Source organism: Oceanipulchritudo coccoides (assembly GCF_010500615.1).
GTDB lineage: Bacteria > Verrucomicrobiota > Verrucomicrobiia > Opitutales > Oceanipulchritudinaceae > Oceanipulchritudo > Oceanipulchritudo coccoides.
The window spans coordinates 747,912-773,394 of record NZ_JAAGNX010000003.1 but is presented as its reverse complement, the minus strand read 5'-3'; the positions used below and the strand labels follow the sequence as shown (position 1 = coordinate 773,394).

The window sequence follows — 25,483 nt, the reverse complement described above, 5'->3', positions numbered from 1 at the left end:
GGTTTGGATAGCAGAAAAGCTGTTTAAACCCATTAAAATCCGGTTGAACGGTAATCGGCTGGCTACTTTTGCTCCCGGCTTTTGGTATTTCGGTAGGCCTGTCGAACGAGAAGATGGCTCGCAATGGGGATTGTCAGGAATTGGAAAATCACGGCGAGGGGGACTTTAATTCCGGCGACTTCAATTCCGAGGTAAAACCAGAGTCCGATGAGCACCAGAATCAGCCCGGCCGTCATTCCTTTTCCCAGGGCATGCCCGCGGCAAAGGGCATCCGGCAGGCGCAGGATACCGATTGCGGCCAGCAGGATGACACCGCTTCCCAAGACGAGGAAAAAGGCGGTTAGAATCTCTGTGATCATTCAACTTCCTCCGTGTTTTCAGTGGCTCCCATGGCCTTTATGAGGGCGATTGTCCCGAAAAATCCAAGCAGGGAAATGACCAGTATCAGCTCGAGAAAGTGTTCCGTTCCCTCCTCGATGGAAAGGAGCGCCGTGAAGGCAACGATCGTCAGGACAATCAAGTCAAAGGCGATAATGCGGTCAACGGCAGTCGGCCCCTTGGCCAGGCGGTAAAACCCGATCAGGACGGCAATGGAGAGCATGATCTCGCAGGCTTGAATGGCGGTGTTCAGAATCATGGTCGAGTAAAGGCGAGGAGGGGTTTGAGAAGAGTTCTTTCAATTTCCGAAATGGCGTCCTCCGGACGGTCTGCTTCAAGGGCATGGACAAGTAGAACTTGTTTCTCCGGATCGACTTCCACGCTGGTTGTTCCCGGAGTCAGGCTGATGGAGTGGCTCAGCATCAGGATTTCCAAGTCGGAAAGGTCGCGAATGGGAAATTCAAAAAACCCGGGCTGGATAGGATTGTTGCCAGGGAACAGGATGAGCCGGGCAACGCGGAACTGCGAGAGGACAAGGGCCTTGAAAAAAGCCCATAGCCACTTGAAGAATGCGCTGCTCCGCCTCAAATACTTGTCATCGGGAAGGAGAGGGCGGAAGGCGACCAGAAGGATCCATCCAATAATGAGGCCCACCATCAAACTCGGCAAATCACGCTTTGGATTCAGGAACATCCAGACAAAGGCGATCCCAATGTGGATCAAAGCAGTTTTCATGGGGTTCCTCCCTTCGACAATACCTGTTCAATGTAGATGGATGGGGTGAGCATTTCCGAGGCCGCCGCCATGGACGCATTCCAGAGCGGACCCACTGCCAGAACCACGCCAAGTGAGACGATGGTCATCAGGCCAAGGGCGGTCCAGAGAGCAGCTCCCATGGGCATTTTGTCGGGACAATTATCCGGTGCAGGCTGCCAGAATGCCCCAAACCAGATCTTGAGCATGGAGGCCAGGGTGAGAACCGAGGCAACAAGGCTGATCGCTACAAGGCTGTAGTACTTCCCGGATATGCCTTCCATCAGGATCCAAAGCTTGGCCCAGAATCCGGACAGGGGTGGCAAGCCGGCAAGTGAGAATGCCATGATCAGAAAAACCACGCTGAAAAGAGGCGCCTTTTTCCAGAGTCCCCCCGTTTTCGTGAGGTTGTCTGTCCCGAACTGTTTGAGAATACCGCTGGCCGTCAGGAATAGCGCAGACTTAACAATGATGTGGTGCACCATGTAGAAAATAGTCGCCGCAAACGCAACCGGCGTGAAAAACCCGATGGCGAGAATCATGAACCCGACCTGACTGACTACGTGAAAGGCGAGGATTTCCCGCACACCCATGCGTGAAACGGCACCGAGAACACCAAACAGCATGGTGGCCCCACCTAACCAGGCAATTGTCAGATAAAGGCCCTCCTGGGTGTGGGGCATGATTGTCCCGAGCAAGCGGAGCAGGACATAAATACCGACCTTTGTCAGCAAGCCTGAATAGAGGGCTCCGAGGGATGGTGGCAAAACCGGATAACTGTTGGGTAACCAGTAATAAAGCGGAAACATTCCCGCCTTGATGGAGAAGACAAGTGCCAGCACAGCAGTGAGAATACTGATCCGGGCAGCACCACCGGGAGCATCTGCCAGCAATTGCGCCGCCTCAGCCATGCCCGCATAATTGAGCGTGCCAAAGAGGGCGTAGGCGTATCCGCAGCCGGCAAGGAAAATGGCCGAGGCAAGCAGGTTCAGGATGACGTACGGATAGGCTTGCTTGATCCGTTTGGGATCCGCCTCAAGGGTCATGAGCCCATATGAGGAAAGCAACATGACCTCAAAGGCGACGAAGAGATTGAAGAGATCTCCGGTAAGAAAACTCAACTGGATGCCCGTGACAAGAAACTGCACCAAGGGCAGGCGCATGGGGTTATCGCCTGCCGCGCTCCGCTCGGAAAACCCGGTCAAGGTGGAGGCAAGGGCCACCAGCAGGGCCAGGATGACGAGGATCGAGGCAACCTTGTCACCGACAAGGACAATGCCCAGCGGAGCTTTCCATGATCCCAAATGGGTGATTGCCATACCGCTGGTGTAGGCTTCACGGGCCAGCATCAGGCCGGCAAGGATTTGAACCAGTAATGAAAGAATGGATACTCCACGGTTTAGTTTCCCGCGGCTTCCCATGAGAAGCAGGAGAATCCCCGTGATGAGTGGAATTAAAATGGGCAGTGCTGGAAGCATTGGTGCGGAGCCGGTCTACCGGTCGAATAGTTCTCCAAGATCAAGATCACCGTTATCGGAAAGAATACGGTAGACCAGGGTTATGAAAAAGGCGACGACAGCGAAACCGATAACGATTGCTGTGAGTAACAAGGCCTGCGGGAGTGGATCCGCAAGGTTGGCCTCACCCCCGGTAATTGGCGGAAGCTTTCCTCTCGGGTCACCGGAAGAACTGAGGATGACCAGGTTGGCCCCGTGTCCGAGCACCATGACCCCGAAAATGATCCGGAGCCAGTCGCGGTGAAGGATCAGCCAGGTCGCAAGTGCAAAGAGGAAGCCGGCCAGCAGTGCAGTGATCCAGATCATGAGTGATTGTTCTCCTCTTTGTTGAAATCCGAGTCTTCAAGAATTGTGTCATCACACCCGCGGGCGATGAGGAAGGCAGCCTCTCCAGACTGCTTTTGCATTTGCAGGGCATCCATGAGAACGAGCGTCACCTTGAGGATGACCCCGAGGACGACCAGGAAAACGCCCAAATCGAAAAGAAGGGGCGTCCCGAGGTAAAGGGATCCGAGAAGCGGGAAATCCGGATCCTTGTAATGATAATGAGTGAGAAAACTTCCGGAAAAGGCCAGTCCTGCCAATCCGGCCAAGGTGGCAATGGCCAGTCCCCATGCACATAGGCGGATCGGATCAAACGGGCACAGGCGGGTAATGATGGCACTCCCGTTGGCAAATATCAGGATCAGGATCCCGATAGCACTGGCTACTCCAGCGATAAATCCTCCACCGGGCAGATTGTGTCCGCGGAAAAACAGGTAGACTGCGAAGATCTGCACGATCAGGCCAATCAGGGTGGCGGACTTACGCAGGATGAATGAATCGGGCTTAAGCATTTTTCTTCAGCTCCTTTCTTCGGATGAGCAGTCCCAGGATTCCGAGCGTGGCAATGACAAGCACCCCGACTTCAAGAAGGGTGTCAAATCCCCGGAAATCAACGAGAATAGTGTTCACCGCATTGGTGCCTTTCGCCTTGGGCAGGCTTGCCGCAAGATACTCAGTGCCCAATGGTTCGTTGATTCTCGCACCCGAAAAGGCGAGGGTCATCAGGAAGACAAGCAGGCCAATCCCGGCTGAGAGGAGGAAATTGACAAGGCTGGTCGCCCGAGGAAGCGGCCTTGGTGACTTTTGGAGCTGTGGGAAGCGTAGCAAAAGGATTAACAGGAGGACGAGGGAAGCCGCCTCGACAAGGATTTGTGTCAGGGCCAGGTCTGGTGCGCGGTAAAGGACAAAATAGAAAGTGATGAGGAACCCGATGCCACCCATAATGATCACTTGGGCCATCCATGATTTGAGGAGCGCAAGGCAGAGTCCGGCGCAAACCAGCAGGAGGGCCGCCAACCAGACAACCAGGAGCCCGTTTGCGGTAAAGGCGGGCAGTGCAAGATCGTTCCAGCCATTGACCAGGGGCAGCGCCATCCAGATAAGGGCGGTGATCAACAGGACCGGACCGTGAAACTTTGGATGCTCTACCCCGAGCCCCCGGGAAACCCATCCGCCAAAGCGTGGAAGGTTCTCAATTCCGAGGGTGAAGAACCGGTCAAATTGGGCCCAGTTTGGAATTTTGGCCCAGCGCCATTCCGTCTTTTCGGCGATCCGGTAAAGCGCGTAGCCTGCCAAAAGGATCGAGCAACTGATAAGGAAAGCAGGGCTGGTCCAACCGTGCCAGATTTTCAGAGTGGGCGAATCCGGGGCGTGCAGTCCGGGAACACTGAACAATTTCAAGGCAAGGGTGGTAAGGCCCGGGAAAAGCCCGCCAAGGACTGTGAAGACGGTTAGGAAGAGGGCAGGGAATTGAATAAGAAAGGAGGGCGGATGAAAGTGTGCAACCGCCTTTTCAGATTCGCGCCCATGGAAGATATGCAGGACAAAACGTAGCGAAAATGCCACTTTGAGTATGGAACCGATCACCACGACAATGATCGGAAAGGCATTCAAAAAGGCTCCGTCGGTGAGGTAATCGAGCTTTTCCTTGAGCATGTATTCCTTGCTCAGGAATCCGGTCGTACCGATCACACCGGCCATCGACGCAGCCGACAGGAGGGTGATTCCATAGAGTAGCGGTAGCCGCTTTCTCAACCCACCGAGCTGGCGGATATCCTTGATACCGGTGGAATGGTCAATTACCCCCACGATCATGAAAAGCGCACCTTTGTAGAGTACGTGGTTCATGATGTGCAGAAGGTCCCAATGCGCCCCTTCAACCGGGGTAATGCCATAAAAACCGACCAGAAACCCCAGCTGACTGACAGTTGAGAAAGCGAGGATGGCCTTCAGCTTGTGCGAAAGGAACGAAAAACTGGCTCCAATGAGGAAGGTGGTAAAGCCGATCAGGACCAGAATTGGCATCCAGGTGTCAAGGGGACGGAAGATCGGGAAAATACGGGCGATCAGGAAAATCCCGAGTTTGACCATCGTCGCGCTGTGCAGATAGGCTGAGACGGGGGTTGGGGCCGACATGGCATTCGGCAACCAGTAGTGAAAAGGGAATTGGGCCGACTTTCCAAAGGCCCCTATGAGAATGAGAATGAAGCCAGCTTGCCAGGCGCCTGAATCCACAAAGGCAGGAGCTTCTTCAATCAACTCGACAATTTCAAAGGTCCCGGCAGTCAGGCCGATCAGTAGAATTCCCGCAAGCAGGCACATGCCGGTGGTGATCGTGGTGATCAGGGCCATCCGCGCACCGTTGCGGGCTTCCTTGTCATCATGCAGATAGCCGATGAGGAAAAACGAGGCGATGCCGGTCATCTCCCACCAGACATAGAGAATGAGCAGGTTTCCCGAAAAGACCGTCCCCAGCATCGCCGCCAGAAATAACAGCAGGTAGGTGTAAAATTTCCTCAGTTCCTTCGGCTTTTCCGCGAAATAGCCTGCCGTGTAGGCAAAAATCAGTGTCCCCATGCCGGCGACCACCAGTCCGAAAAAGAGGCTCAAGCCATCAATTTGCAGGCTCACATTGATCCCCATCTCCGGCAGCCATGCCAGAAGCTGTAAGGTTTCAATGTTCTGCCCGTTCCCGATGCCAGCCTTCCAGAGGATGATTCCGGTTATCGCCGCCGGGATGGTCCAAAGCCAGCGCCCAAGCGCCTTCCCGCGCGTCCAACGCCACCCGCCCAGCATCAGGATGAGCACTGCCCATGGCAGCGCCAGTCCCAATGGTAGCAGGCTGTCGCTCAATTCATGCATTCTCTATCCCGAAAAAGGTTCTCGAAAGGTGGATCAGGCGGGCCATCTGTCAACCGATTTATGAAAATTATTTCGTGAATAATTTGTCATGTCTTTTTTGTAATTATGATAAATTAGGTGAAATGCTTTGAAATTTTAAGGAAAACAGGCAGAGTATTCGGGTGCTGTAGGGCAGCGCGCAATAGTAATCAAACCAAACAAGAAAAAGCAAAAGATGACTAGGAAACTTATAACAATTGGCTGTTCAGTGTTACTGTTGGCGGTAGCGAGTGACGGGGCGACGCTTCGGCTGAATGACGGTTCAAGGATTGAAGGCGAGCTGGAGAAAATCCACGAAGGGACCTTCTATTTTCGGACGAGCTTTGCCGGGGTGATTGAAGTCCCATTGGAGCAAGTGAGCGGGCTGGACAGTGCGGACGCGGTAAGCGTACGGACCTCCAGCGGTGAAGTCTTTCAAGGTCCGGTTCGGACGGAGGGCGGCGAGCTCGAAGTGACTTCGGCGGCGGGGACAGTCCGGACAGGATTGGACACGGTCGTATCGGGCTGGGAAGCGGGGGGACGTGATCCCATTGTGGCGACCCGGGAAGCGGAACTGGCGGGCCAGTTGCGCAAGTGGACTTACATGGCCGGGGTAGACCTTAGCGGCAAGGATGGGAATTCCGAAAATTTTGCCTCAGCCATCGTGGCGGAAGCCAAGTTGGAAGGTCCATCAGACCGGCTGACGATTTACGGCAGTTACAAGTACAAGGAATCCGATGGCATTCGTTCCGAAGACGAGCAAAAGGGCGGTATTAACTACACGAACTTCTTCTCCGAGAAGTGGGGCTGGTATGTCCGCGAGGAACTGGAGCGCGACACCTTTGAAGGGATTGAATTCCGCACGACAACAGCCGCGGGTCTCACGCATCGCTTCATTAAGGAGGAGCGTCTGACCCTTGAGGGGAATGCTGGTCTCATTTACCGCTACGAGAGTTACCAGGATACCGGGGCTGAATCGGACGGGTCAGCAGGCCTGGATTTGGGTCTTAACCTGATGTGGCAGTTCGCTGACTGGGGTAAGCTCGTGAGCTCGCTGGAATACACGCCCAGTTTCGATGACTTTGGCAGGTATCTGCTCGATCATGAATCCGGGATTGATATCCCGCTTGGCACATCGGACAAGTGGACGATGCGGTTCGGTGTCAGCAACCAATACAACAGTGAACCAAGCGGGGGCCGTGAGGAACTCGATACAAGCTATTTTGCCCGACTGATTCTCCTTTGGGATTAAGTACAGGGGTACATACAACAACTAAAACAAGGGTATAACAATGGAACTATCACCAGAACAAATAGACGCTCTGATTGCGGCCGTCACCTACTACGGGCTGAAGATCGTGGTCGCGCTCCTCGTCTTTGTAATCGGTAAATGGATTGCCGGCCTGTGCCGCAAGCTGAGCCGCCGGGCGATGGAGAAATCAAATGTGGATCAAGTCCTCGTTGGATTCCTCTCAAACATCGTATTCTACTTGCTCATGGTTGCAGTGATCATCGCTGCAGTTTCGCAGTTGGGGATACAGACGACCTCATTCGTTGCCGTTTTGGGTGCTGCCGGTCTCGCGGTTGGCTTCGCCTTGCAGGGTTCACTCTCGAACTTTGCCAGCGGTGTGCTCATTATTCTTTTCCGGCCATTCAAGATCGGCGATTTTGTCGAAGCCGGCGGGGTGACTGGAGTGATCGATGAGATTGGAATTCTGGTCACGCTGATGCACACACCTGACAACAAGAAGATTATCGTTCCGAATTCTCAGGTCATGTCAGGCCACATCGTGAACTTCAATGCGCTTGAAACCCGTCGTTGCGACATGGTCTTCGGCATTGGATACGGGGATGACATCGACAAGGCCAAGGGCATATTGATGGACATCATCGGTTCTGATGAACGCGTCCTCAAGGATCCTGCCCCAACGGTGACTCTTTCGGAGCTGGCTGACAGCAGCGTGAACTTCAACGTTCGCCCGTGGGTCAATGCCAGCGACTTCTGGGGTGTCTACTTCGACACACAGGAAGCCGTGAAGAAGCGTTTCGACGCGGAAGGAGTTTCGATTCCGTTCCCGCAACGCGACGTGCATCTGTTTCAGGAACAAGCCTGATTTTAGATCAACCCGTTGATTCAAAGCCCTGGTTCGCTTCCGCGAGCCGGGGCTTTTTTTTGCAAGTCTTCCGGTGCCTAGATGCCCATGATGGACTTGAAGGACTGGGCCGCCCGACGGGACATCTGGATTTTGTTGTCATCCTTGAGGGTGACAAGAAGACCGCCGTTGAACCATGGCTGGATATTGCGGATCCATCGGAGGTTGATAATCTGCTTTCGGTTGGCTCGGAAGAAGAGCTTCGCGGGTAGTTTCTCCTCGAGGTAATTGAGGGTCCGGCTGATCAGTGGTTTTTCCTTGTCGAAGAATACCCGCACATAATTGTCCTCCGATTCAAGAAGCCGGATTTTCTCATATTCGACAAACCAGCAGCTTTCCCCGTCCTTGATGAATATCTGGTCATATTCCGGATTGTCATCGGCCTTGAGCGCGGCCTCGGAAATGAGCTGATACTTGTTCAGGCGCGTCTGTATGGAATCGAGTAGATCCTCCTGTTCAAAAGGCTTTGTGATGTAGTCATCGGCCCCCAGGCCCAAGCCCTCGCGAATGTCCGAAGGATCGGTTTTGGCGGTAAGAAAGATAAACGGGATAACCGCTGTGATCGGATCCTTTTGGAGGGCTTCAAAGACACCATGGCCATCGATCTCCGGCATCATGATATCGGAGACGATCAAATCCGGTTTTTCCTTTTTGGCCATTTCGATGCCCTGTTTTCCGTCAGGTGCGGAGACCACGGTGTAATTCTCGGCCTCGAGCAGGTCGATCAGTGGCAAGCGCACTGTTTCATCATCTTCTAGAATCAGGATTTTACTCATTGGTTTTCCTCTTTGGTATTTTTTTCAGGAAGCAAGACAAGGAATGTTGAGCCTTCGTCCTGTTTGGATTGAAATTCAATGGACCCATCAAGCAGCTCAATTGCTCGGAGAGCAATATTCAGCCCGAGTCCGGTTCCTTGACGGTTGCCGACATTATCCGCCCGGTGAAAGGCCTCGAATAGTTTCTTCTGGTCGGCTTCGGGAATGCCGATCCCTGTATCCCGGACAATTATTTCGACCCCCTCTGGCTTGCGGGATGCTGAACAGCGGACAGGGTTACCCACTTCCGAGTACTTCAGGGCGTTCCCGATAAGGTTGTGGAAAATATGATCCAGAAGGTGCTCATCGAGAAGGAATGATTCGTTGTCCTCGAGGGTTGATTCAAAACGAATTTTCCGGTTCGGATAAATTGAGCCGAGATTTTCGATCAGGCGCTGAAAGTAGGCATTCAAGCGGATATCACTGCGCTTCACTGGGATCTTGTGTGCCTCCGCCCGGCTGAAGAACAGCACGTCATCTAGAAGGCGGTTCATCCTTTTCAGGGAGATCTCAATATTGGTCAGGTGGCGCTCCTTTTTTTCGGGTGCCAGTTTTTCCCCGAATCTCCTGAGCAGGGCAGAAGAGGCTTGGATTCCGGTCATCGGGGTCCGGAACTCGTGGCTGACCATGGAGATAAAGCGGGTCTTGATGTCATTCAGCTCGCGTTCCCTTTCGAGAGCTTTACGGACTCGTTTTTCACTCCTTTCAAGGGTTTCCCGCGCTTTCACCTCCTCGGTCACGTCCAGTTGGATACCCACAAAGTGGGTCAAGTCACCCTCTTCATTATTCACGGGGGAAATGTGGAGTTCGTTGTAAAAGAGGTCACCGCTCTTCTTGTAGTTGCGCAACTGGACAATGCAGGGCTGGCCTTCGCGAAGAGCCCGGCGAAGTTCGATCAGTCCCGGCTGGTCACGATCTTCACCCTGAAGAAACCGACAACTGCGACCAACTGCCTCCCGCGCCGAATATCCAGTGATCTTCTGGAAACCCTGGTTGACATAAATGAGGGGCAGGTCGGGTTGGCGCGCATCGGCAATCGTCACACCTGAAGTCACGTTGGCGATGGCGATGTTGCGGAGCTCAATATCCTCCATCGCCCGGAGCCTTTCGGAAATATCCTGGAAGGTGAACAGGAGAAGGGTTTCCCCTTTCAAGGGCAATGGCTGGAGGTTGACCTCGCAGGGGATGGGCTCGTCGGACTTGTTCTGCAGTTGTATGGTCAGTGAATGCTGAACGGAGCCTGTGCCGACGCTGGAAATGAACTCCTGGATGCGGTCTTTGTTCTGCTTTCTGGTCAACCGGGTGACGGGCATATCTTCCAGCTCCTCCCGGCTGTACTCCAGAAGTTTGCGGGCGCTGGGATTTGCCTCCAGGATTTTCAGGGAACCCGCGCGGGCAACAATAACGGCCTCCCGCGTATGCTCAAACAAGGCGCGGAATGCAGGGTTCTCCAGTTGTTCAGTCAGGTTCATGCGGTTGCTCTTGAAAGGATTTACCCGAATTTTGAATTTTCGCAATCTTTGAGCGTTCCTTCTTGCTTTGGCTGTTGCCAAACTATTACGGACCTCATACTTTTAAGCAACTTTATGAAAAAGTTACCCCAACCCATTAAGGATACAATCAAGTGGGTTCATGAGCGTAATCATGGTGAGCCAATATTTATCCAGGCAGTGGATGAAGTGCTCTATTCCCTTGCGCCAGCCCTTGACGCGTATCCGCAAATAATCGAGACCAATCTGCTGCAACGGCTTTGTGAACCGGAGCGGCAACTTATGTTCCGTGTCGTCTGGCAGGACGACAACGGAAAGGTGCATGTGAACCGTGGCTTCCGCGTGCGGTTCAGCAGCGCACTCGGGCCCTACAAGGGCGGGCTCCGCTTTCATCCGACTGTCAATTTGGGGGTTATCAAGTTTCTCGGATTTGAACAGATCTTCAAGAACAGCCTCACGGGCCTGTCAATTGGTGGCGGAAAGGGTGGAAGTGACTTTGATCCGAAGGGTCGCTCGGAAAGTGAAGTGATGCGCTTTTGCCAGTCCTTCATGACGGAATTGTACCGGCATATCGGTCCCAGCGAGGATGTTCCGGCTGGTGATATCGGCGTCGGGAGCCGTGAAGTCGGGTATTTGTTTGGTCAATACAAACGCCTGACAAACCGCTACGACCTGGGTGTCATCACTGGCAAAGATACTGCATGGGGTGGTTCACTCGGTCGCAAGGAGGCTACCGGATTCGGTGCTGTCTACTTCATAGATGAAATGCTCAAGACCAAAGGGGAGAGCGTTGAAGGGAAAACGGCGGTTGTCTCCGGTTCGGGCAATGTGGCCCTTTACGCGATCCGGAAGCTGATGGACATGGGGGCAACGGTCGTGGCTTGTTCGGATTCCGATGGCACCGTTCATCAGGCGGGTGGCCTTGACTGGGATCAGCTGAGGGAAATCAAGGAAATTGAGCGCGGCCGCCTGCGTGAATACGCGGAACGCTGCCCAAAGGCAAAATTCATCAGTCGCAAGTCCGGAAAAATCTGGGATATTCCCTGTGACCTGGCACTTCCCTGTGCGACCCAGAACGAGTTGGATGGCGAAGATGCGCTGAAACTCGTCAACAACGGCTGTATTGCGGTCAGCGAGGGGGCCAACATGCCTTCAACGCCAGAGGCCATGAAGGTTTTCCTCAAGCGGAAGATCCTCTACGGTCCGGGCAAGGCAGCCAATGCCGGAGGGGTTGCGGTATCCGCGCTGGAGATGCAGCAGAATGCCTCCCTCTCAAGCTGGACCTTCTCGGAGGTTGACGGGCGCTTGAAGGAAACGATGGCGAGCATTCACGGCAGCTGTGTGCACTACGCACGCAAGTTCAGCCGGCCTGGACACTATGTGGACGGGGCCAATATCGGGGGATTCCTTCGCGTCGCCCAGGCCATGATTTCCCACGGGGTGATTTAGGGACGGAAAGTTGGCACCGGCTTCAGCGCCGGATCAAGCAAGTCGGGCCACTGGTAGAAGTAGGTCCATGCAAGGAGTGTCTGTGAATCGGTTTTGACCGATTCAAGGCGCCGGGTGTATTCGCTCGGGTAGCCCTCCAGATGGTCAATGGATTCCCAGTCGCCGGGCTTTTTGATTTCATAAATCTCCCCTGTCACGGGAAACCCTTTCCCGGGCTGGTCGAGCAGGCAGGGATAGTCTGCAAGGATGAGGGGGTAGGGCGTCGTCAGCGTTCCCGGTGACACGAAGCGTGCCTCGCAACGCTCAAGGAAATAATGATACTGACCCCCTTGTTGTAGCGTGCCATAAACGAACAGGAGGCTATTGGCCGCGGGAAACCCTTCTTTCGAACGGGGTTTTGTCATGGAAAAGTGAGGACAGCCAATTAACTACCCGACCATCGGTTCGTGGTAGTTGGTCCCTGCCTCGTATGGAGTGACCACACCAGTCCGCACGCAGAAATCGCCAAACCGTTCACCGGATTCTCGCTCCTTGGCGTAACGGTTGATGATCGGCGCCAGCTCATCGACAATCTCCTCCGACTTGACCGATGTCTTGTAGAGGCGGTTCAGGCGGGACCCGTCAAAGCCGGCCCCGAGATAGAGGTTGTACTTGCCCGGTGCCTTGCCCACGAGACCAATTTCTCCCAGATAGGGCCGGGCACATCCGTTGGGGCATCCTGTCATGCGGATTACGATCGCATCATCGCGCAGGCCGGCCGACTCGACCACCTGCTCCAGATCCGTAACAAGGTCAGGCAGGTAGCGCTCCGATTCGGCCAGGCTGAGTCCGCATGTCGGAAGGGCCACACAGGCCATGGAATTCAGTCGCAGGGCGGAACTTTCCAAGCCGGCGCTCAGGCCAAATTTGCTGATTAGCTTCTCAATTTGTGGACGATCTGCCTCGGCAATTGCCCCGATAATGAGATTTTGATTATTGGTGAGCCGGAAGTCGCCCTTGTGGATCTTGGCAATCTCACGCAGGCCTGTTTTCATCTTGAACTCCGCCGTGTCCTTGATCCGTCCATTCTGGATGAAGAGCGTCAGGTGCCATTTGTCATCGGTTCCCTTGGTCCAGCCGTAGCGGTCGCCGGTATCTTCAAATTTAAACTCACGTGCTTCCTGAAGCTGGTAGCCAAGGCGTGCTTCCACTTCCTTGCGGAACCATTCAAGCCCGCGGTCCTCAATGGTGTACTTCAACCGTGCATGGGCCCGGTTGGTCCGGTCGCCGAAATCGCGTTGCACGGTCACAACTGCCTCCGCGACCTCAATGGCCTGTTCAGGCGTGCAGAAGCCCATAAGCTCCGCAAGGCGCGGGTGAGTGGCCGCATTTCCGTGCGTCATGCCCATGCCACCTCCAACAGTAATGTTGTAGCCGACAATCTTTCCGTCCTCGATAATGGCAATGTAGCCGAGGTCGTGTGCATAAATATCCACGTCGTTGCTCGGGGGAACCGCCACGACAATTTTGAACTTCCGCGGGAGGTAAGTCTTCCCGTAAATGGGTTCCACTTCTTCCTCGCCCCCGGCGACCTTTTCCCCGTCGAGCCAGATTTCATGGTAGGCCTGCGTGGCCGGGGTCAGGTGGTCCGAAAGTGCTTGTGACAGTTGCAACACTTCGGCGTGCGCCTCGCTCTGGTACGGGTTGGGGTTGCACATCACGTTGCGGTTGACGTCACCGCAGGCCGCAATGGTGTCCATCAGGGCTGCATTGATCCCCTGGATCGTCGTTTTCAGATTGGCCTTCAAGACTCCATGCAGCTGGTAGGCCTGCCGGGTCGTCAGTTTCATCGTCCTGTTGCCGTAGCGCTCGGACAGCTCGTCCATTGCCAGCCACTGCGCGGAAGTGGTCACCCCGCCCGGTACGCGCACCCGGATCATGAAGCTGTAGGCCTTGTCCAGTTTCTTCTTCCGCCGCTCCGATCGCTCGTCCCGGTCGTCTTGAAGGTAGATCCCGTGGAATTTGGTCAGCTGCGCATCGTCTGCCCCGATATTACCGGTCGTCGGGTCGGCCAGCGCTTCCGCCAGCGTCCCGCGGAGGAAATTGCTCGCCTCCTTGATGCCTTCGTTCTTGTGCAGTTTGGCCTCCTTGGCCGCGCTTTCACGTCCATTCTTATTCATAGATGCCGGTATGTAAGGTCAGTTGGGCAGAAAAGTAAAGTAAACTGTCGGGACTTGCAGCTACTTAGCTGCGTTCGATTGGCCGGTTGCCGGGAAAGAGGCGTTCGAGGGTCTTGGCGAGGAGGTCAAACTCCAGATTGACGAGTGAGCCGGGAGCCTTTGCGTGCAAGTTAGTGACTTCGAGAGTGTGTGGGATGAGCCAGACGGCAAAGCCGGACTGATCGACCTCTGCGACGGTCAGGGAGACGCCATCAATGGCGATGGAGCCCTTGTAGACCAGATACTTGAGAAACGCTTCCGGTGGTTCAATGCGGAGGAAGAGGTCCTTTCCTCGCCTCTCGGCATGACTGACCTTTCCGGTGGCATCGATGTGGCCGGTGACAAAGTGTCCACCGATTTTGCCATTGAAGCGAAGGGAGCGTTCCAGATTGACCGGATCGCCCGCCTGAATTGTTTGAAACGAGGTGAGGCGGACAGATTCCTGGAGAAGATCGAAGGAGACGGACTCCTGATCAAACTCGATGGCGGTCAGGCAGCAGCCATTAACCGCGATGGAGTCACCCATTTCGAGTCCTTCAAGCACGCGTGAAGCGGCTAATTTAAGCCGGTATGCGGCTTCCTGCTCGGAGAACTCAAGGACCTTTCCTGTTTCTTCAATAATTCCGGTAAACATGAAATCATGTTGATTGGGAGAAGGGAAAGAATGCCAGAACAAAGTTTCGGATCAGGAGGATTTCAGGACGTACCTGACAGACATCGTGGTCACAAAGCCCCCGAGGAGGAACATGGCTGCAGAAACTCCACCGAGGAGGGAGAGAACGCCATTGGAGGCAGCCATCAAGGCAAGCGCGGAGAGGGGCATGACGACCATGATGATCACGGCGGGAATGACGAATCCGTAGCGGATCTTCTTGGATTTGAGAAAGACCATGAATGTGAGGAGGGCGAGGGCGGCCATGAGTTGGTTGGTGGCGCCAAAGAGCGGCCAGACAGCCTTCCATGCAGGCTCGCCACCAATTGTCTGTGTCACGGCGATGGCGGGCAGGATGAGCACTGCGGCCGTTCCTATCCAGCGGGTCCTGGAGGAGCGCGCCTGGAGAAACTCCTCGAGAATGAAGCGGCTCAGCCTGGTGCAGGTATCGAGGGTGGTGAGGAGGAAGGTGCTCACGGCAAGGAGGGTGAACTCCATGGCCAGGTCCTGAGGCAACCCGAGTGAGCTCATGAAGCGGGCCGTTCCCGAGGCGAAAATCCCAACCGGTGTGCCGGCGGCGGCCCGCTCGGATTCGGAAAGGATGGCGATCGTCCCGAGGGCAAAGACCGCGACAACACCCTCGACAAGCATGGCGCCGTAATTGACCCGCTTGATATCGCTTTCGCGGGAGAGTTGCTTGGAGGTTGTGCCACTGCTGACAATGCTGTGGAAGCCGCTACAGGCACCGCAGGCCACCGTGATAAAGAGGATTGGAACGAGTGTGCCGACCTTCGGATGGTTCCATCCTGTGAAGGCCTCAATCTGGATGGTGTGGCTTGAGAAAAACACGCCCAGGATGCCTGCGGCCATGAGGACATAAAGAAAAGTTGAGGAAAGGAAGTCCCGGGGTTGAAGGAGTAGCTGGACTGGCAGGATGGCAGCAATGAAGCAGTAGACAATGATGATGGCGGCCCAGGCGTTATTGCCAATGGCGGGAGCCGGGAAAAAGTGACCGATGGCAAGCCCGGCATATGTCACGGGGACAAAAATGGCGATGGAGAGCAGGAAGGGGAGCTTTGTGCGATTGAGAACAAGCCCAAAGCCCAGAGCGACAAAGATAAACCAACCGGATGCAGTGGCGACCTCCGGCTTGCTGGTGAAAGTCGATGCCGTCAGGTCAAGGAAGACGATGATGACATAGATCAAAGCCAGGAGGACAAAGAGAGCAAAGAGGCGGCCCGTCTGCTTCCCGACAATTGAGCGCATCGCTTCAGCGATGGATTTGCCACCGGTCCTCGTGGAGATGAAGGCCGCCCCGTAATCGTGGATTCCCCCGACAAAGGCTGCCCCGATCAGGATCCAGAGCCATGTTGGCCCCCAGCCAAAGTACATCGCGGCGAGGATCGGGCCGACGATTGGTCCGGCGCCGGCGATTGAGGAGAAGTGATGGCCAAAGAGGATCGAGGCGCGGGTGGGAACATAGTCGACGCCGTCCTCCAGCGTGTGGGCGGGTGTCTTGTTTGAATCATCAATCCCACATCTCCGGTCCATGAAGGTGCCGAAGACTCGATAAACGATTGCAAAAAAGACCAGCGAGATAAGAAGCAGAGTGATCATGATTCGAGAGGGTTGAGGTCAAGAAAGTGGGATCGCTGCGACGCGCCTAATACAGGTCCATCAATGTGCCGAAATCCGGCTCGAAAAGCCTTTTGTAGGCGCGAATGGCCTGTCCGTCAGTCAGGGAAGCGAGATGATCGCACAGAAGGCGGCGTTTGCCTTCCGCACTTTCTTCATTGCGGACCCACTGGCTGATTGGATCGGGCAGAAGGCGCAGGGGTTTGGATTCCTTGCCCAGGAGATGGGTCGTGTAGGCGTCAAAGAGCCGCGTGAGAAGATATCCTCCCTTGAACTCAATCTGCTGGAGTGGGGGTGACTTGAAGATCAAGTCGAAGGCGATTCGCTTGTGCAAGTTGCAGACCTCGCGCACATGCGGATCCACTTCGAGGCGAAAGCGATGCCGGTTGGATTGCCCGGCGAGGATTGAATCCTCGGGCACGAGCCGGCAGGCCTGGATAAACTGTCCTATCCAGAGACTGGTGCGAGGTTCGTAGCCGCCCGATCGGATTTCATCAATCAGGTCATCCAGGGTCTGCAGCTGGTAGCTGGTCAGATCATTCTGCGCTTCGCACCAGATTCGGAGAGTGTCAGGAGTGATGAAACGTGCCTTGATGCCATCCACGATATCATGAAGCGAGTAAGCAGTATCATCCGCCCAATCCATGATCTGACACTCGATACTCTTCAACGCGTTCAAGTCTTCCGGACTGAGGGATTGCAAATCCACTTCCGGAAAGACGAAGTCGCGAATCTTCTCCTGGTCATCATACAGAAAGTGATTTTCTGGATACGGTGCGTCGGGTTTCTTCCCTTCGATAAATTCCTTGTGGAGGGCCTTGTACTTCAAGATGCCGTCCAGGAAAGCCCGGGTCGGTTTCATTCCCGAGGGCCGGTCAGGACGCGCATAGATGAGTTGCGTGAGGATACGGAGAGTCTGGGCATTGCCTTCGAAGCCTCCATGCGGTGCCATGAGCTCATTTAATTTTCTTTCGCCAATGTGCCCGAATGGAGGATGGCCGAGGTCATGAGCGAGACCGACTGCTTCAACAAGGTCCGGGTCAATCTGGAAGTCCGGACGAAGACGATCACTTGTCTGGTTGAGATACTCCGCGATGGAACGGGCAATCCGCGCAACTTCAATCGTGTGGGTCAGGCGAGTGCGGTAGAAATCGTATTCGCCGGATTGAAAGACCTGGGTCTTTGACTGCAGTTGGCGGAAGGCGGAAGAGAACAAAACGCGATCCCGGTCAATTTGGAAAGGGGAGCGATGATCATTTTCCGGGCGTTTGCCGGGAAGGTGTTCGCTGTCGAATTCACCGTAAAAGCGGTTTTCCATAATCCCCAGTAGAGCGTTTATTGGGCGGAGGACAAACCGTAAAGGGACTAGAAATCACGGTTTTTTGTGTCGATGACGAGGGTGACCGGCCCATCATTGACAGCGCTGATCTCCATTTCTGCCCCGAAAATGCCGGTGGCGACCGGTTTGCCCAAGGTCGTTGAGAGCCTTTCGACAAACTCCTCATAGAGCGGAATAGCCTGTTCCGGGTCGGCCGCACGGTTGAAAGAGGGCCGTGTCCCTTTCCTCAGGCTTCCGAAGAGGGTGAACTGGCTGATCACCATGACTTCTCCGCCGGTCTCCTCCAGGTTCCTGTTCATGCGCCCCGCATCATCCTCGAAGCAGCGGACTCGTGGAAGCTTGTCTACCAGCCACTCCAGATCGGAATTTGTATCGATTCTTTCAATTCCCAGAAAGACCAGAAGTCCCTTGCCGATACTTCCGACGCTTTTGCCTTCTACTTTGACAACAGACTTTTTTACGCGCTGAAGAACCGCTCTCATGATCTGTTCCTTATCGCAGCGGTGGCCATTCTGACAAGAATCTAATCCTGTGGAGCAAAGCACATTGATAAAAATTTATCCACTTCCCGTGGGTTATTGTCCTCATGCGGAGGTAATGAACTCCCTAAGCCTTTGGGGTTGCAGATAGGTGCTGGAATCCCATCTTTACTTAATTGTAGTTGCTGGCCCATGAATATCCTTATCGCTGAAGACGACTTTATTTCGCGTAAGCTCCTGATCAATATCCTGGAGGAGCTTGGGCATGTCGTATCGGTTGCAGCAGACGGAAAAGAAGCATGGGATGCCTATCAAGCGCAACCTACCCGGCTTGTCATTACAGATTGGCTGATGCCCCAGATGGATGGCTTGGAGTTGGTCCGCAAGATCCGGGAGAACGACAAATCCGACTACACTTACATCATTTTATTGACGGCGAATATCGGGCAGCGGGAAAACTACTACAAGGCGATGCAGGCTGGTGTGGATGATTTTCTGGCCAAGCCGCTGGACCGGCTTGAACTCGAGATCCGGCTACAGGTTGCACAGCGAATCCTCAAAGCGAGTTCGCATATTGAGTCGCTTGAAAATGTCCTGACCATTTGTGCCTACACGAAGAAGATCAAATTTCCCGACGAAGGCTGGCAGACGATCGAGGAATTCATGCGCAGCCACCTTGGCCTGACCATTTCGCACGGGATAGAACCGGAATATTACGATACGGTAATCAAGCCCCAGTTGGATGACCTGAAGGCGAAGCATCAGGCAGGCGAGGAGTAGTTCCTCGTTGTAGCGGGAATTTCATGTCTTCCGTTCCTGCCGCATAATGTCGGTGCAAGGCGAGGCATATGACAGGCTTTTCAACCGGAATTTTCAGTTATCAAATCCCCCCGGATGGGATTTGTGCCATTTCCAGGCGGTGGCGATGGTCTCCTTGATATCCATGAACTGCGGCGTCCACCCAAGTTCGGCCTGCGCCTTGGAACTGTCAGCGTAGAGAGCAGGGGGATCACCTGCCCGTCTTTCCCCCATTTCGTATGGAACATTGAGACCAGTCACCTCCTCGACAGCTTTGATGATTTCCATGACACTGACCGGTTTGCCGGTTCCCAGATTATAGAAGAGAGATTGCCCGGGCTTTTTCAGTTTGTCGAAAACGGCAATATGGGCGCGGGAGAGATCGTCGATATGGATGTAGTCGCGCAGGCAGGTTCCATCCGGTGTATCATAGTCATCACCGAAAACCGTTAATTTGTCCCGTTTCCCTTGGGCGGCCCAGATCGCGAGAGGGATCAGATGGGTCTCCGGGTCGTGATCTTCCCCGATCGTCCCGTCGTCAGCTGCACCGGCTGCATTAAAGTAGCGGAATGAGGCGGAGCTGAGCCCGTAGGCTTTAGCACATGCCTTGAGGATTCTTTCAACGTCCAGCTTGGTCTGGCCGTAGGGATTGATCGGGTTTTGCGGCAAGGATTCAGTCATCGGCATGGATTCCGGAATGCCGTAGCTGGCGCAGGTGGAGGAAAAAACAAAGCGGTCGACTCCGGCATCGCGCATGGCTTGGAGAAGGCTGATCGTCTTGCCCACATTGTTCTCGTAATACTTGAGAGGATCCTCGACCGATTCCCCAACATAGGCGAAGGCGGCAAAATGCATGACCAGTTCAATCGACTCCTGACGGAGGATTTTGGCCACGGCTTCCCGGTCCCCCAGATCCACTTCATGAAAAGGGATTTCAGGGCTGACAGCATCCCTGTGCCCGAAAACGAGATTATCCATAACGACTGGCTCATGCCCGGCGAGGACAAGTTGCCGCACACAGTGACTTCCGATATAACCGGCTCCTCCAATGACTAACACCTTCATGTTTCCGGAATTTAGGTCAGCCCTTCAGGATGAAAAGCCTTTTCCAGATTTAATTTCCCCGGTTGTTTGACGCCAATCGGTTTCTGTCCAATGCCTTAGCATTGACATGCTCAAGATTGCCCTTTGAGACTGTATTTTTAGCTGGAGATGCTGAATCTCCGCGCCTCCCTTAGCTTCAATGACCTCCACAGAATCCAGTCGAATTGTCATCACGGGTGTCGGATTGACCGCACCGAACGGTAACACCCTTGCCGAATTTCGCGAAAATCTCCTGCAGGGAGTTGCCCGCATCTCCAATATTGAGATGCGCTACATGGGACAGGTCCATGCCGGTGTCTGCGATTTTGATGCCAAGAAGTACCAAGCCCGGCGCGAGCTCAGAAACAGCACACGAGCCGGGAGCATAGCCATTTTCTGCAGCCGGGAGGCCGTGGCCGATTCCGGGGTTGAATGGGAATCGGTCGACACAAGTCGCGTGGGAGTCTATATCGGGACGACTGAGCACGGCAATGTTGAGACAGAAAATGAAATCTATAATATTTCCCAATACGACTACGATGTCCGGTTTTGGTCCCATCATCACAATCCCCGTACGGTGGCCAACAATCCGGCTGGTGAGGTGACCCTGAACCTTGGCATCACGGGACCCCACTACACGATCGGGGCCGCTTGTGCCGCTGGCAATGCCGGCATTATTCAAGCTTGCCAGATGCTTCGCCTGGGCGAGGTGGACTTCGCCCTCGCAGGGGGAGTGAGTGAATCCATCCGGACATTTGGTATTTTTGCCGGGTTTAAAAGTCAGGGAGCATTAGCCGTGCATGAGGATCCAAACAAGGCCAGCCGTCCATTTGACCGGGCCCGCAACGGGATTGTGGTCAGTGAGGGGGGCGCTATTTACACTTTGGAGCGTTTGGAGGATGCCCAAAAACGCGGTGCCAGGATTTATGGGGAGATTGTCGGGTACAAGATCAATTCCGACGCGACTGACGCGGTCTTGCCAAACAGTGAGCGGCAAAAGGAGTGCATTGAGGCGGCCCTTGCCAAAGCTGGCATGAAACCGGCGGATATCCATATTGTGAACACCCACGCCACTTCGACGCCCCAGGGTGATGCCCAGGAATGCAAGGCCATCCGGGAGGTTTTTCCAGCCGAGACATGCCCCGAAACGCGCGTCAACAACACAAAAAGTTTCATTGGCCACGCCATGGGAGCAGCTGGAGCCCTCGAATTAGCCGGAAATTTGCCATCATTTGAGGATGGAATGGTCCATCCAACCATTAATGTGGATGATCTTGACCCGGAGTGCGCCCTCCCGAATCTTGTGAAAAACACGCCGGAAAAGCGCCCGGAAATAACGACAATTTTGAACAATAGCTTCGGAATGCTTGGAATTAATTCCTGTCTGATCGTTAAAAAGTTTGCAGAATAGACTGAATTATCTACAACCCCGCAAAATATGACTAAGGAAGAGTGCAAGCAGGTGGTTTTGGACATTATTGCCGAAATCGCCCCTGATGAGGATTTGAGCAGCGTCAAACCCGATGTACGGCTGCGTGACCAGCTGGACCTGGATTCGATGGATTTTCTCGATATCGTGATGGAGCTGCGCAAGCAGCATGGAATCGAAGTGCCGGAGGAGGATTATCCTCAGCTGGCCAGTCTGGACAGTTGTGCAGAGTACCTGACGCCGAAGTTCCAGGCGGTTCAGGCCTGACGCTGATCGCCCGCGGGAACGGGGTTCCAAAGGATGGATTCTATCCAGGGCGAGACAAGCTACGACACCATCATCATTGGCTGTGGCATGGCTGGTCTGGCTGCCGGTATACGGCTGGCCATGTTCGACAAGCGTGTCCTTATCCTTGAGAAGCACAATGCCCCGGGCGGGCTGAACAGCTTCTACTTTCAGGCTGGACGCAAGTTCGACGTTGGTCTTCATGCGGTCACGAACTTTGTCCCACCCGGCGTAAAGGGAACCCCGCTGGCAAAGATTTTCCGCCAGCTTCGCATTCCACGGGAGGCCTTTCAGCTAAATCCACAGATGGGAAGCCGCGTGGCTTTCCCCGGAGTGGATCTTCGCTTCCAGAACGGCTTTGAGTTGATTGAGAGTGATGTGGCGGATGCATTTCCCGGGCAAATTGACGGATTCCGCCGTTTGCGGGCAGCTGTCCTGGAGTTTGATGCCCTCGATCTTGATCGCCCGGTGGTATCGGCCCGAAAGGTCGTTTCGCAGTACCTGAGTGATCCGGTTTTGGAGGATATGATCTTCTGCCCCCTCATGTATTATGGAAGTGCCCGCGAGCGGGACATGGATTTTGATCAATTTGTCACCCTTTGGCGGGCCGTTTTCGAGGAGGGCTTCGGGCGCCCCCTTGAAGGCGTCCGTGTCATTATCCGGGCCCTTCTCGACAAATACCGCTCGCTTGGCGGGGAGCGGCGCATGCGTTGCGGGGTGCGCAGGATTCTCACGGATGGTCCAGAGGCGAGGGGCGTGGAGCTCGAGACGGGAGAGCAGCTCTTCGCAAGGCAGGTGATTTCCACTGCCGGGAAAGCTGAGACAGTGGTACTTTGTGGCGAGTCAGAGGAAGCGCCTGCTGTTCGCCAATTGGTGGGTCGTCTAAGCTTTGCGGAAACGATCAGCGTTCTTGCGCAACCGCCGGCAGCCCTCGGGGCAAACGAGACCATCATATTCTTCAATGACAGCCCGAAGTTTCATTATGAGCAGTCACAGGAGCCGATTGACCTGAGGAGCGGTGTCATTTGCATGCCCAATAATTACCTGTATCCGGACGGGGAAGCCCTTCCCGAAGGGTTGTTACGTGTGACCAGCCTGGCCAATCACCGCATTTGGAAGGACTACGACGAGGACACTTACCAACAGGAGAAGGCCGCTTGGTATCCGCGGATTGTCGACAGTGCCCTGCGCTTTCTTCCGGGCCTTGAATCCTCAGTCATCGAGGCAGAGACTGTTTGCACGGACATGTTCACTCCGCGCACAGTAGAAAAGTTCACGTCCCATTTTGGGGGAGCCGTTTACGGTGCGACCGAAAAGTCCCGCAATGGCCAGACTGAGTATGAGAACCTTTTTCTGGCGGGCACCGATCAGGGCTTTCTCGGAATTGTCGGGGCGATGCTCAGCGGAATTAGCATTGCCAACCGCTACGGACTGACTACCTGAAATGTTCTGCAATGTGCGCCGCTGAAAAAGTTGAATCCAGTTGGGTGAAATCCTACTATGAGGATCCGGAAGTCGTGGATCACTACCGACGGGCGACAGCCAACATCGGCCTCTGGCAGTCAGAGGAAGTCCTCTTTCGCCGTGTTTTTGATCAAAAGGATCGCATCCTTGAACTGGGTACCGGAACGGGCCGGATTGCCATCGGGCTGGCCGAACTGGGCTTTGAGCATCTGCTCGGAATCGAGATCTCCAAAGGAATGGTCAAGGAGGCACGAAGAATTTCAACTGTCCTTGAGTTGTCGGTGGCTTTTCAACAGGGAGACGCCACTCATCTGAAGTTCGAGGACGAGCTCTTTGACGGCGCCATCTTCGGGTTTAATGGCCTCATGCAAATTCCCGGGAGGGAAGCCCGCCAGAAGGCGCTTGCGGAAATTTTCCGCGTCATCAGGCCCGGCGGGGCATTTGTCTTTACCACGCACGATCGCCACAACCCACGATTTAAGAAATTCTGGCGTCAGGAACAGGACCGCTGGAACAAGGGCAAGCAAAAGCCGGAGCTGTTGGAATTCGGGGACCGTTGGGAAGAGACTGAACTGGGCAAACTTTATATCCATGTGCCCACTCCGGAAGAAGTCCGTAAAGCCCTTCAGGAGGCTGGCTGGAAATGCGAATGGGACAGCCTCCGGTCATCAATTGCCAAAGAGCCGATTGGTACACGGGAATTCTCCGACGAGTGCCGGTTCTGGGTTGCCCGCAAGCCGCTCTGAGAAAAAGAATCAGGTTGTCTCTCGCTCAACCCCCGGGAGTAGTGGAGCCAGCAACGCGTTCCTTGAAGTAAATGGCCTGGCGCCGCTTGACGTTGGGGGAGCGAATTTCCGGGTAGGGAATATCCACCTGCCCACCAGCTTTCATGATCGCCTCCTCGGTGCGCATTTGCTGCTCTGTGAGGGTTTGCTGGCGCAATTTCAAGGACTGGTTTTCCTCCTCAAGTGAAGCAAGGAGCTTTTCCTGTTCGATCAGTTTCTGCTGCAGGGATTCTTCCTCGGGAGCGTATGAGGCTCCCCCGCCACGGGTCTTTTGCAGTTCGGCCAAAGCTACTTGCGCTTCCTTCTGGGCGAGCTGGAGGGACTCCATCTTTTCCTGCAATTCAAGTTGGGCGGCTTCCGCCTGACGGCGTTCCTCAGCCTCCTTTTGCAGGCGGGCATTCAGCTCAGCAACCATCTTTTCTCTTTCAAGGCGTTCTGTCTCTGCCTGTGCCTCGGCCATTTTCCGTGCTTCGACTGCCTCTTTGGCCAACCGCTCAGCTTCAGCTTGCTTGGCCGCGATTGACTCCTCGAGCCCGGCAATTTTCTCCTGTTCATTGAGCAGGAACTCCATCTGCTCCTGCATGGCTTGCTCCTTGTCAGCAAGCCTTCCCTGATTCCAGAAAAAGAGGACAAAGCCCACGACGGCCACAACTGCAAGGACAACAATTAACGGTAGTGATTTCATAAATATCAGATTCTCCTAGCCGCCTTTTTACTTCATTGAACCACTGGCCGCAAGGGAAAACAGCGGGCGGGTCAGCGGCGCAACTTTGGCAGGGAATCCAGCAATTGGCGCGTATACGGATCCTTGGGGCTTGTCAGAACTTTGCCCACCGGGCCGCCCTCGACAATACGCCCTTCTTTCATGACGAGGATTCTGGAGGCAATGTCCTTCAGTAAACCAAGGTCGTGCGAAATAAAGAGAATGGCCATATTTCTTTCCCGGTTGAGCCGTTTCAATAAATCGACAATCCGTTTCTGGGTCGAAGCGTCCAGCGCGGTCGTGGGTTCATCGGCAATGAGAATTCCGGGCTCAGCCAGAAGGGCGCAGGCGATGGCCGTGCGTTGAAGCATTCCACCACTGAAATCACCCGGCCATGCCTCCAGATGCGTGGAATCCGCCGGGATACCGACTTCTCCAAACGCTTGTTCAATACGTTGGCTGGACTGGCGGGAGGGAACTTTCTGCAGTCGGAGAACTTCCTCCATGTGTGAACGGATATTGAAAACCGGATTGAAGCTCGCTGATGGTTCCTGAAAGATATAGCCAATTCCGGATCCCCGGACCTGTCTGAGGGCTCTTTCCCCAAGGGAGAGGAGGTTATCCGGGCTGCCTGCAAAACTCACTTTGCCCCGGTAAGCTGGTGCGGCCTTCTCGGGAAGCAATCTCGTGAGGGCAAGCGCGGTGACGGATTTCCCGCTTCCACTCTCCCCGGCAAGGCCGACTATCTCACCGGGTTGTATTGAAAAATCGATACCACGAACGGCCTCGATGCGGGGACTCCCAAGATGCACGCAAAGACTCTCAACCGTGAGCAGGGGCTTGATGCTGGCATCGACGGAAGTCATTTCCAGCG

26 protein-coding genes are annotated in these 25,483 nt (G+C 54.6%); 8 read left to right on the top strand and 18 right to left on the bottom strand.

All coding sequences use genetic code 11. From position 1 onward, the window contains the following. Positions 1 to 62: 62 nt before the first annotated feature. The 7 genes from G0Q06_RS13845 to mbhE are packed head-to-tail and all read right to left on the bottom strand — an operon-like array spanning position 63 to position 5,834. The gene (locus G0Q06_RS13845; RefSeq protein WP_163967224.1) at positions 63 to 359 is read right to left on the bottom strand and encodes a cation:proton antiporter; all 297 of its coding nucleotides are present in this window, start codon (positions 357 to 359) and stop codon (positions 63 to 65) included. Continuing rightward, positions 356 to 637, bottom strand: coding sequence for an MrpF/PhaF family protein (locus G0Q06_RS13840; RefSeq protein ID WP_163967222.1), 282 nt, complete (start codon positions 635 to 637; stop codon positions 356 to 358). Before G0Q06_RS13840 ends, G0Q06_RS13845 begins: the two co-directional genes overlap by 4 nt. Continuing rightward, on the bottom strand, positions 634 to 1,113 hold the full coding sequence (locus G0Q06_RS13835) for a Na+/H+ antiporter subunit E (protein ID WP_163967211.1): 480 nt from the start codon (positions 1,111 to 1,113) through the stop codon (positions 634 to 636). Before G0Q06_RS13835 ends, G0Q06_RS13840 begins: the two co-directional genes overlap by 4 nt. Continuing rightward, a complete protein-coding gene (locus G0Q06_RS13830) occupies positions 1,110 to 2,609 on the bottom strand; it encodes a proton-conducting transporter transmembrane domain-containing protein (RefSeq protein WP_163967210.1) in 1,500 nt (499 codons plus the stop codon). The genes G0Q06_RS13835 and G0Q06_RS13830 overlap by 4 nt, the downstream gene beginning before the upstream one ends. Before the next feature lie 15 nt (positions 2,610 to 2,624). Beyond that, positions 2,625 to 2,954 carry a sodium:proton antiporter gene (locus G0Q06_RS13825; RefSeq protein ID WP_163967208.1) on the bottom strand — a complete coding sequence of 110 codons (330 nt, stop codon included), beginning with the start codon at positions 2,952 to 2,954 and terminating at the stop codon, positions 2,625 to 2,627. Then, positions 2,951 to 3,484: an MnhB domain-containing protein gene (locus G0Q06_RS13820; RefSeq protein ID WP_163967197.1), complete on the bottom strand. Its 534-nt coding sequence runs from the start codon at positions 3,482 to 3,484 to the stop codon at positions 2,951 to 2,953. Before G0Q06_RS13820 ends, G0Q06_RS13825 begins: the two co-directional genes overlap by 4 nt. Beyond that, positions 3,477 to 5,834 carry a hydrogen gas-evolving membrane-bound hydrogenase subunit E gene (mbhE, locus tag G0Q06_RS13815; protein WP_163967179.1) on the bottom strand — a complete coding sequence of 786 codons (2,358 nt, stop codon included), beginning with the start codon at positions 5,832 to 5,834 and terminating at the stop codon, positions 3,477 to 3,479. The genes G0Q06_RS13820 and mbhE overlap by 8 nt, the downstream gene beginning before the upstream one ends. 214 nt (positions 5,835 to 6,048) lie before the next feature. Here mbhE and G0Q06_RS13810 point away from each other — a divergent pair, with 214 nt between their 5' ends. Further along, positions 6,049 to 7,104, top strand: coding sequence for a DUF481 domain-containing protein (locus G0Q06_RS13810; RefSeq protein ID WP_163967177.1), 1,056 nt, complete (start codon positions 6,049 to 6,051; stop codon positions 7,102 to 7,104). A 40-nt stretch (positions 7,105 to 7,144) separates the two neighbouring features. Continuing rightward, the gene (locus G0Q06_RS13805) at positions 7,145 to 7,966 is read left to right on the top strand and encodes a mechanosensitive ion channel family protein (protein ID WP_163967175.1); all 822 of its coding nucleotides are present in this window, start codon (positions 7,145 to 7,147) and stop codon (positions 7,964 to 7,966) included. Positions 7,967 to 8,043: 77 nt separating this feature from the next. On the opposite strand, the gene G0Q06_RS13800 is transcribed toward G0Q06_RS13805, so the two are convergent. After that, positions 8,044 to 8,781: a LytR/AlgR family response regulator transcription factor gene (locus G0Q06_RS13800; RefSeq protein ID WP_163967173.1), complete on the bottom strand. Its 738-nt coding sequence runs from the start codon at positions 8,779 to 8,781 to the stop codon at positions 8,044 to 8,046. Continuing rightward, positions 8,778 to 10,292 (bottom strand): sensor histidine kinase, encoded by a 1,515-nt coding sequence (locus G0Q06_RS13795; protein ID WP_163967171.1) that lies wholly within the window; start codon positions 10,290 to 10,292, stop codon positions 8,778 to 8,780. The genes G0Q06_RS13800 and G0Q06_RS13795 overlap by 4 nt, the downstream gene beginning before the upstream one ends. Positions 10,293 to 10,406: 114 nt before the next feature. Here G0Q06_RS13795 and gdhA point away from each other — a divergent pair, with 114 nt between their 5' ends. Continuing rightward, on the top strand, positions 10,407 to 11,759 hold the full coding sequence (gdhA, locus tag G0Q06_RS13790; RefSeq protein ID WP_163967168.1) for an NADP-specific glutamate dehydrogenase: 1,353 nt from the start codon (positions 10,407 to 10,409) through the stop codon (positions 11,757 to 11,759). Here the strand turns inward: gdhA and G0Q06_RS13785 are convergent. From G0Q06_RS13785 to dtd, 6 genes are all read right to left on the bottom strand, one after another. Continuing rightward, a complete protein-coding gene (locus G0Q06_RS13785; protein WP_163967158.1) occupies positions 11,756 to 12,163 on the bottom strand; it encodes a gamma-glutamylcyclotransferase family protein in 408 nt (135 codons plus the stop codon). The genes gdhA and G0Q06_RS13785 overlap by 4 nt on opposite strands. A 24-nt stretch (positions 12,164 to 12,187) precedes the next feature. Next, on the bottom strand, positions 12,188 to 13,918 hold the full coding sequence (locus G0Q06_RS13780) for an NADPH-dependent assimilatory sulfite reductase hemoprotein subunit (protein ID WP_163967156.1): 1,731 nt from the start codon (positions 13,916 to 13,918) through the stop codon (positions 12,188 to 12,190). A gap of 64 nt (positions 13,919 to 13,982) precedes the next feature. Continuing rightward, on the bottom strand, positions 13,983 to 14,591 hold the full coding sequence (locus G0Q06_RS13775; RefSeq protein WP_163967154.1) for a riboflavin synthase: 609 nt from the start codon (positions 14,589 to 14,591) through the stop codon (positions 13,983 to 13,985). A gap of 51 nt (positions 14,592 to 14,642) precedes the next feature. Then, positions 14,643 to 16,226, bottom strand: coding sequence for a carbon starvation CstA family protein (locus tag G0Q06_RS13770; RefSeq protein ID WP_163967151.1), 1,584 nt, complete (start codon positions 16,224 to 16,226; stop codon positions 14,643 to 14,645). 46 nt (positions 16,227 to 16,272) lie between these two features. After that, positions 16,273 to 17,562, bottom strand: coding sequence for a dGTP triphosphohydrolase (dgt, locus tag G0Q06_RS13765; RefSeq protein ID WP_163967149.1), 1,290 nt, complete (start codon positions 17,560 to 17,562; stop codon positions 16,273 to 16,275). A 47-nt stretch (positions 17,563 to 17,609) separates the two neighbouring features. Then, positions 17,610 to 18,065 carry a D-aminoacyl-tRNA deacylase gene (gene dtd, locus G0Q06_RS13760; RefSeq protein ID WP_163967148.1) on the bottom strand — a complete coding sequence of 152 codons (456 nt, stop codon included), beginning with the start codon at positions 18,063 to 18,065 and terminating at the stop codon, positions 17,610 to 17,612. Positions 18,066 to 18,254: 189 nt separating this feature from the next. On the opposite strand from dtd, the gene G0Q06_RS13755 reads away from it, so the two are divergent. Continuing rightward, the gene (locus G0Q06_RS13755; RefSeq protein ID WP_163967146.1) at positions 18,255 to 18,842 is read left to right on the top strand and encodes a response regulator; all 588 of its coding nucleotides are present in this window, start codon (positions 18,255 to 18,257) and stop codon (positions 18,840 to 18,842) included. Between the two features lie 93 nt (positions 18,843 to 18,935). On the opposite strand, the gene galE is transcribed toward G0Q06_RS13755, so the two are convergent. Next, entirely contained in the window at positions 18,936 to 19,925 is a 990-nt protein-coding gene (gene galE, locus G0Q06_RS13750; RefSeq protein ID WP_163967144.1) for a UDP-glucose 4-epimerase GalE, read from the bottom strand. 178 nt (positions 19,926 to 20,103) lie between these two features. Between galE and G0Q06_RS13745 the strand changes: the two genes are divergently transcribed. The 4 genes from G0Q06_RS13745 to G0Q06_RS13730 are packed head-to-tail and all read left to right on the top strand — an operon-like array spanning position 20,104 to position 23,867. Beyond that, entirely contained in the window at positions 20,104 to 21,354 is a 1,251-nt protein-coding gene (locus G0Q06_RS13745; protein ID WP_163967143.1) for a beta-ketoacyl-[acyl-carrier-protein] synthase family protein, read from the top strand. 27 nt (positions 21,355 to 21,381) lie between these two features. Further along, positions 21,382 to 21,639 carry an acyl carrier protein gene (locus G0Q06_RS13740; RefSeq protein WP_163967141.1) on the top strand — a complete coding sequence of 86 codons (258 nt, stop codon included), beginning with the start codon at positions 21,382 to 21,384 and terminating at the stop codon, positions 21,637 to 21,639. A gap of 33 nt (positions 21,640 to 21,672) precedes the next feature. Further along, a complete protein-coding gene (locus G0Q06_RS13735; RefSeq protein WP_163967139.1) occupies positions 21,673 to 23,100 on the top strand; it encodes a phytoene desaturase family protein in 1,428 nt (475 codons plus the stop codon). An 11-nt stretch (positions 23,101 to 23,111) separates the two neighbouring features. Further along, positions 23,112 to 23,867, top strand: coding sequence for a methyltransferase domain-containing protein (locus G0Q06_RS13730; RefSeq protein WP_163967137.1), 756 nt, complete (start codon positions 23,112 to 23,114; stop codon positions 23,865 to 23,867). 25 nt (positions 23,868 to 23,892) lie between these two features. Here G0Q06_RS13730 and G0Q06_RS13725 read toward each other — a convergent pair whose 3' ends face one another. Both G0Q06_RS13725 and G0Q06_RS13720 read right to left on the bottom strand, forming a co-directional pair. Beyond that, complete coding sequence (locus G0Q06_RS13725) at positions 23,893 to 24,591, bottom strand: hypothetical protein (RefSeq protein WP_163967135.1); 699 nt, start codon at positions 24,589 to 24,591, stop codon at positions 23,893 to 23,895. A 71-nt stretch (positions 24,592 to 24,662) separates the two neighbouring features. Continuing rightward, positions 24,663 to 25,475: an ABC transporter ATP-binding protein gene (locus tag G0Q06_RS13720; protein WP_163967133.1), complete on the bottom strand. Its 813-nt coding sequence runs from the start codon at positions 25,473 to 25,475 to the stop codon at positions 24,663 to 24,665. Positions 25,476 to 25,483 lie beyond the last annotated feature (8 nt).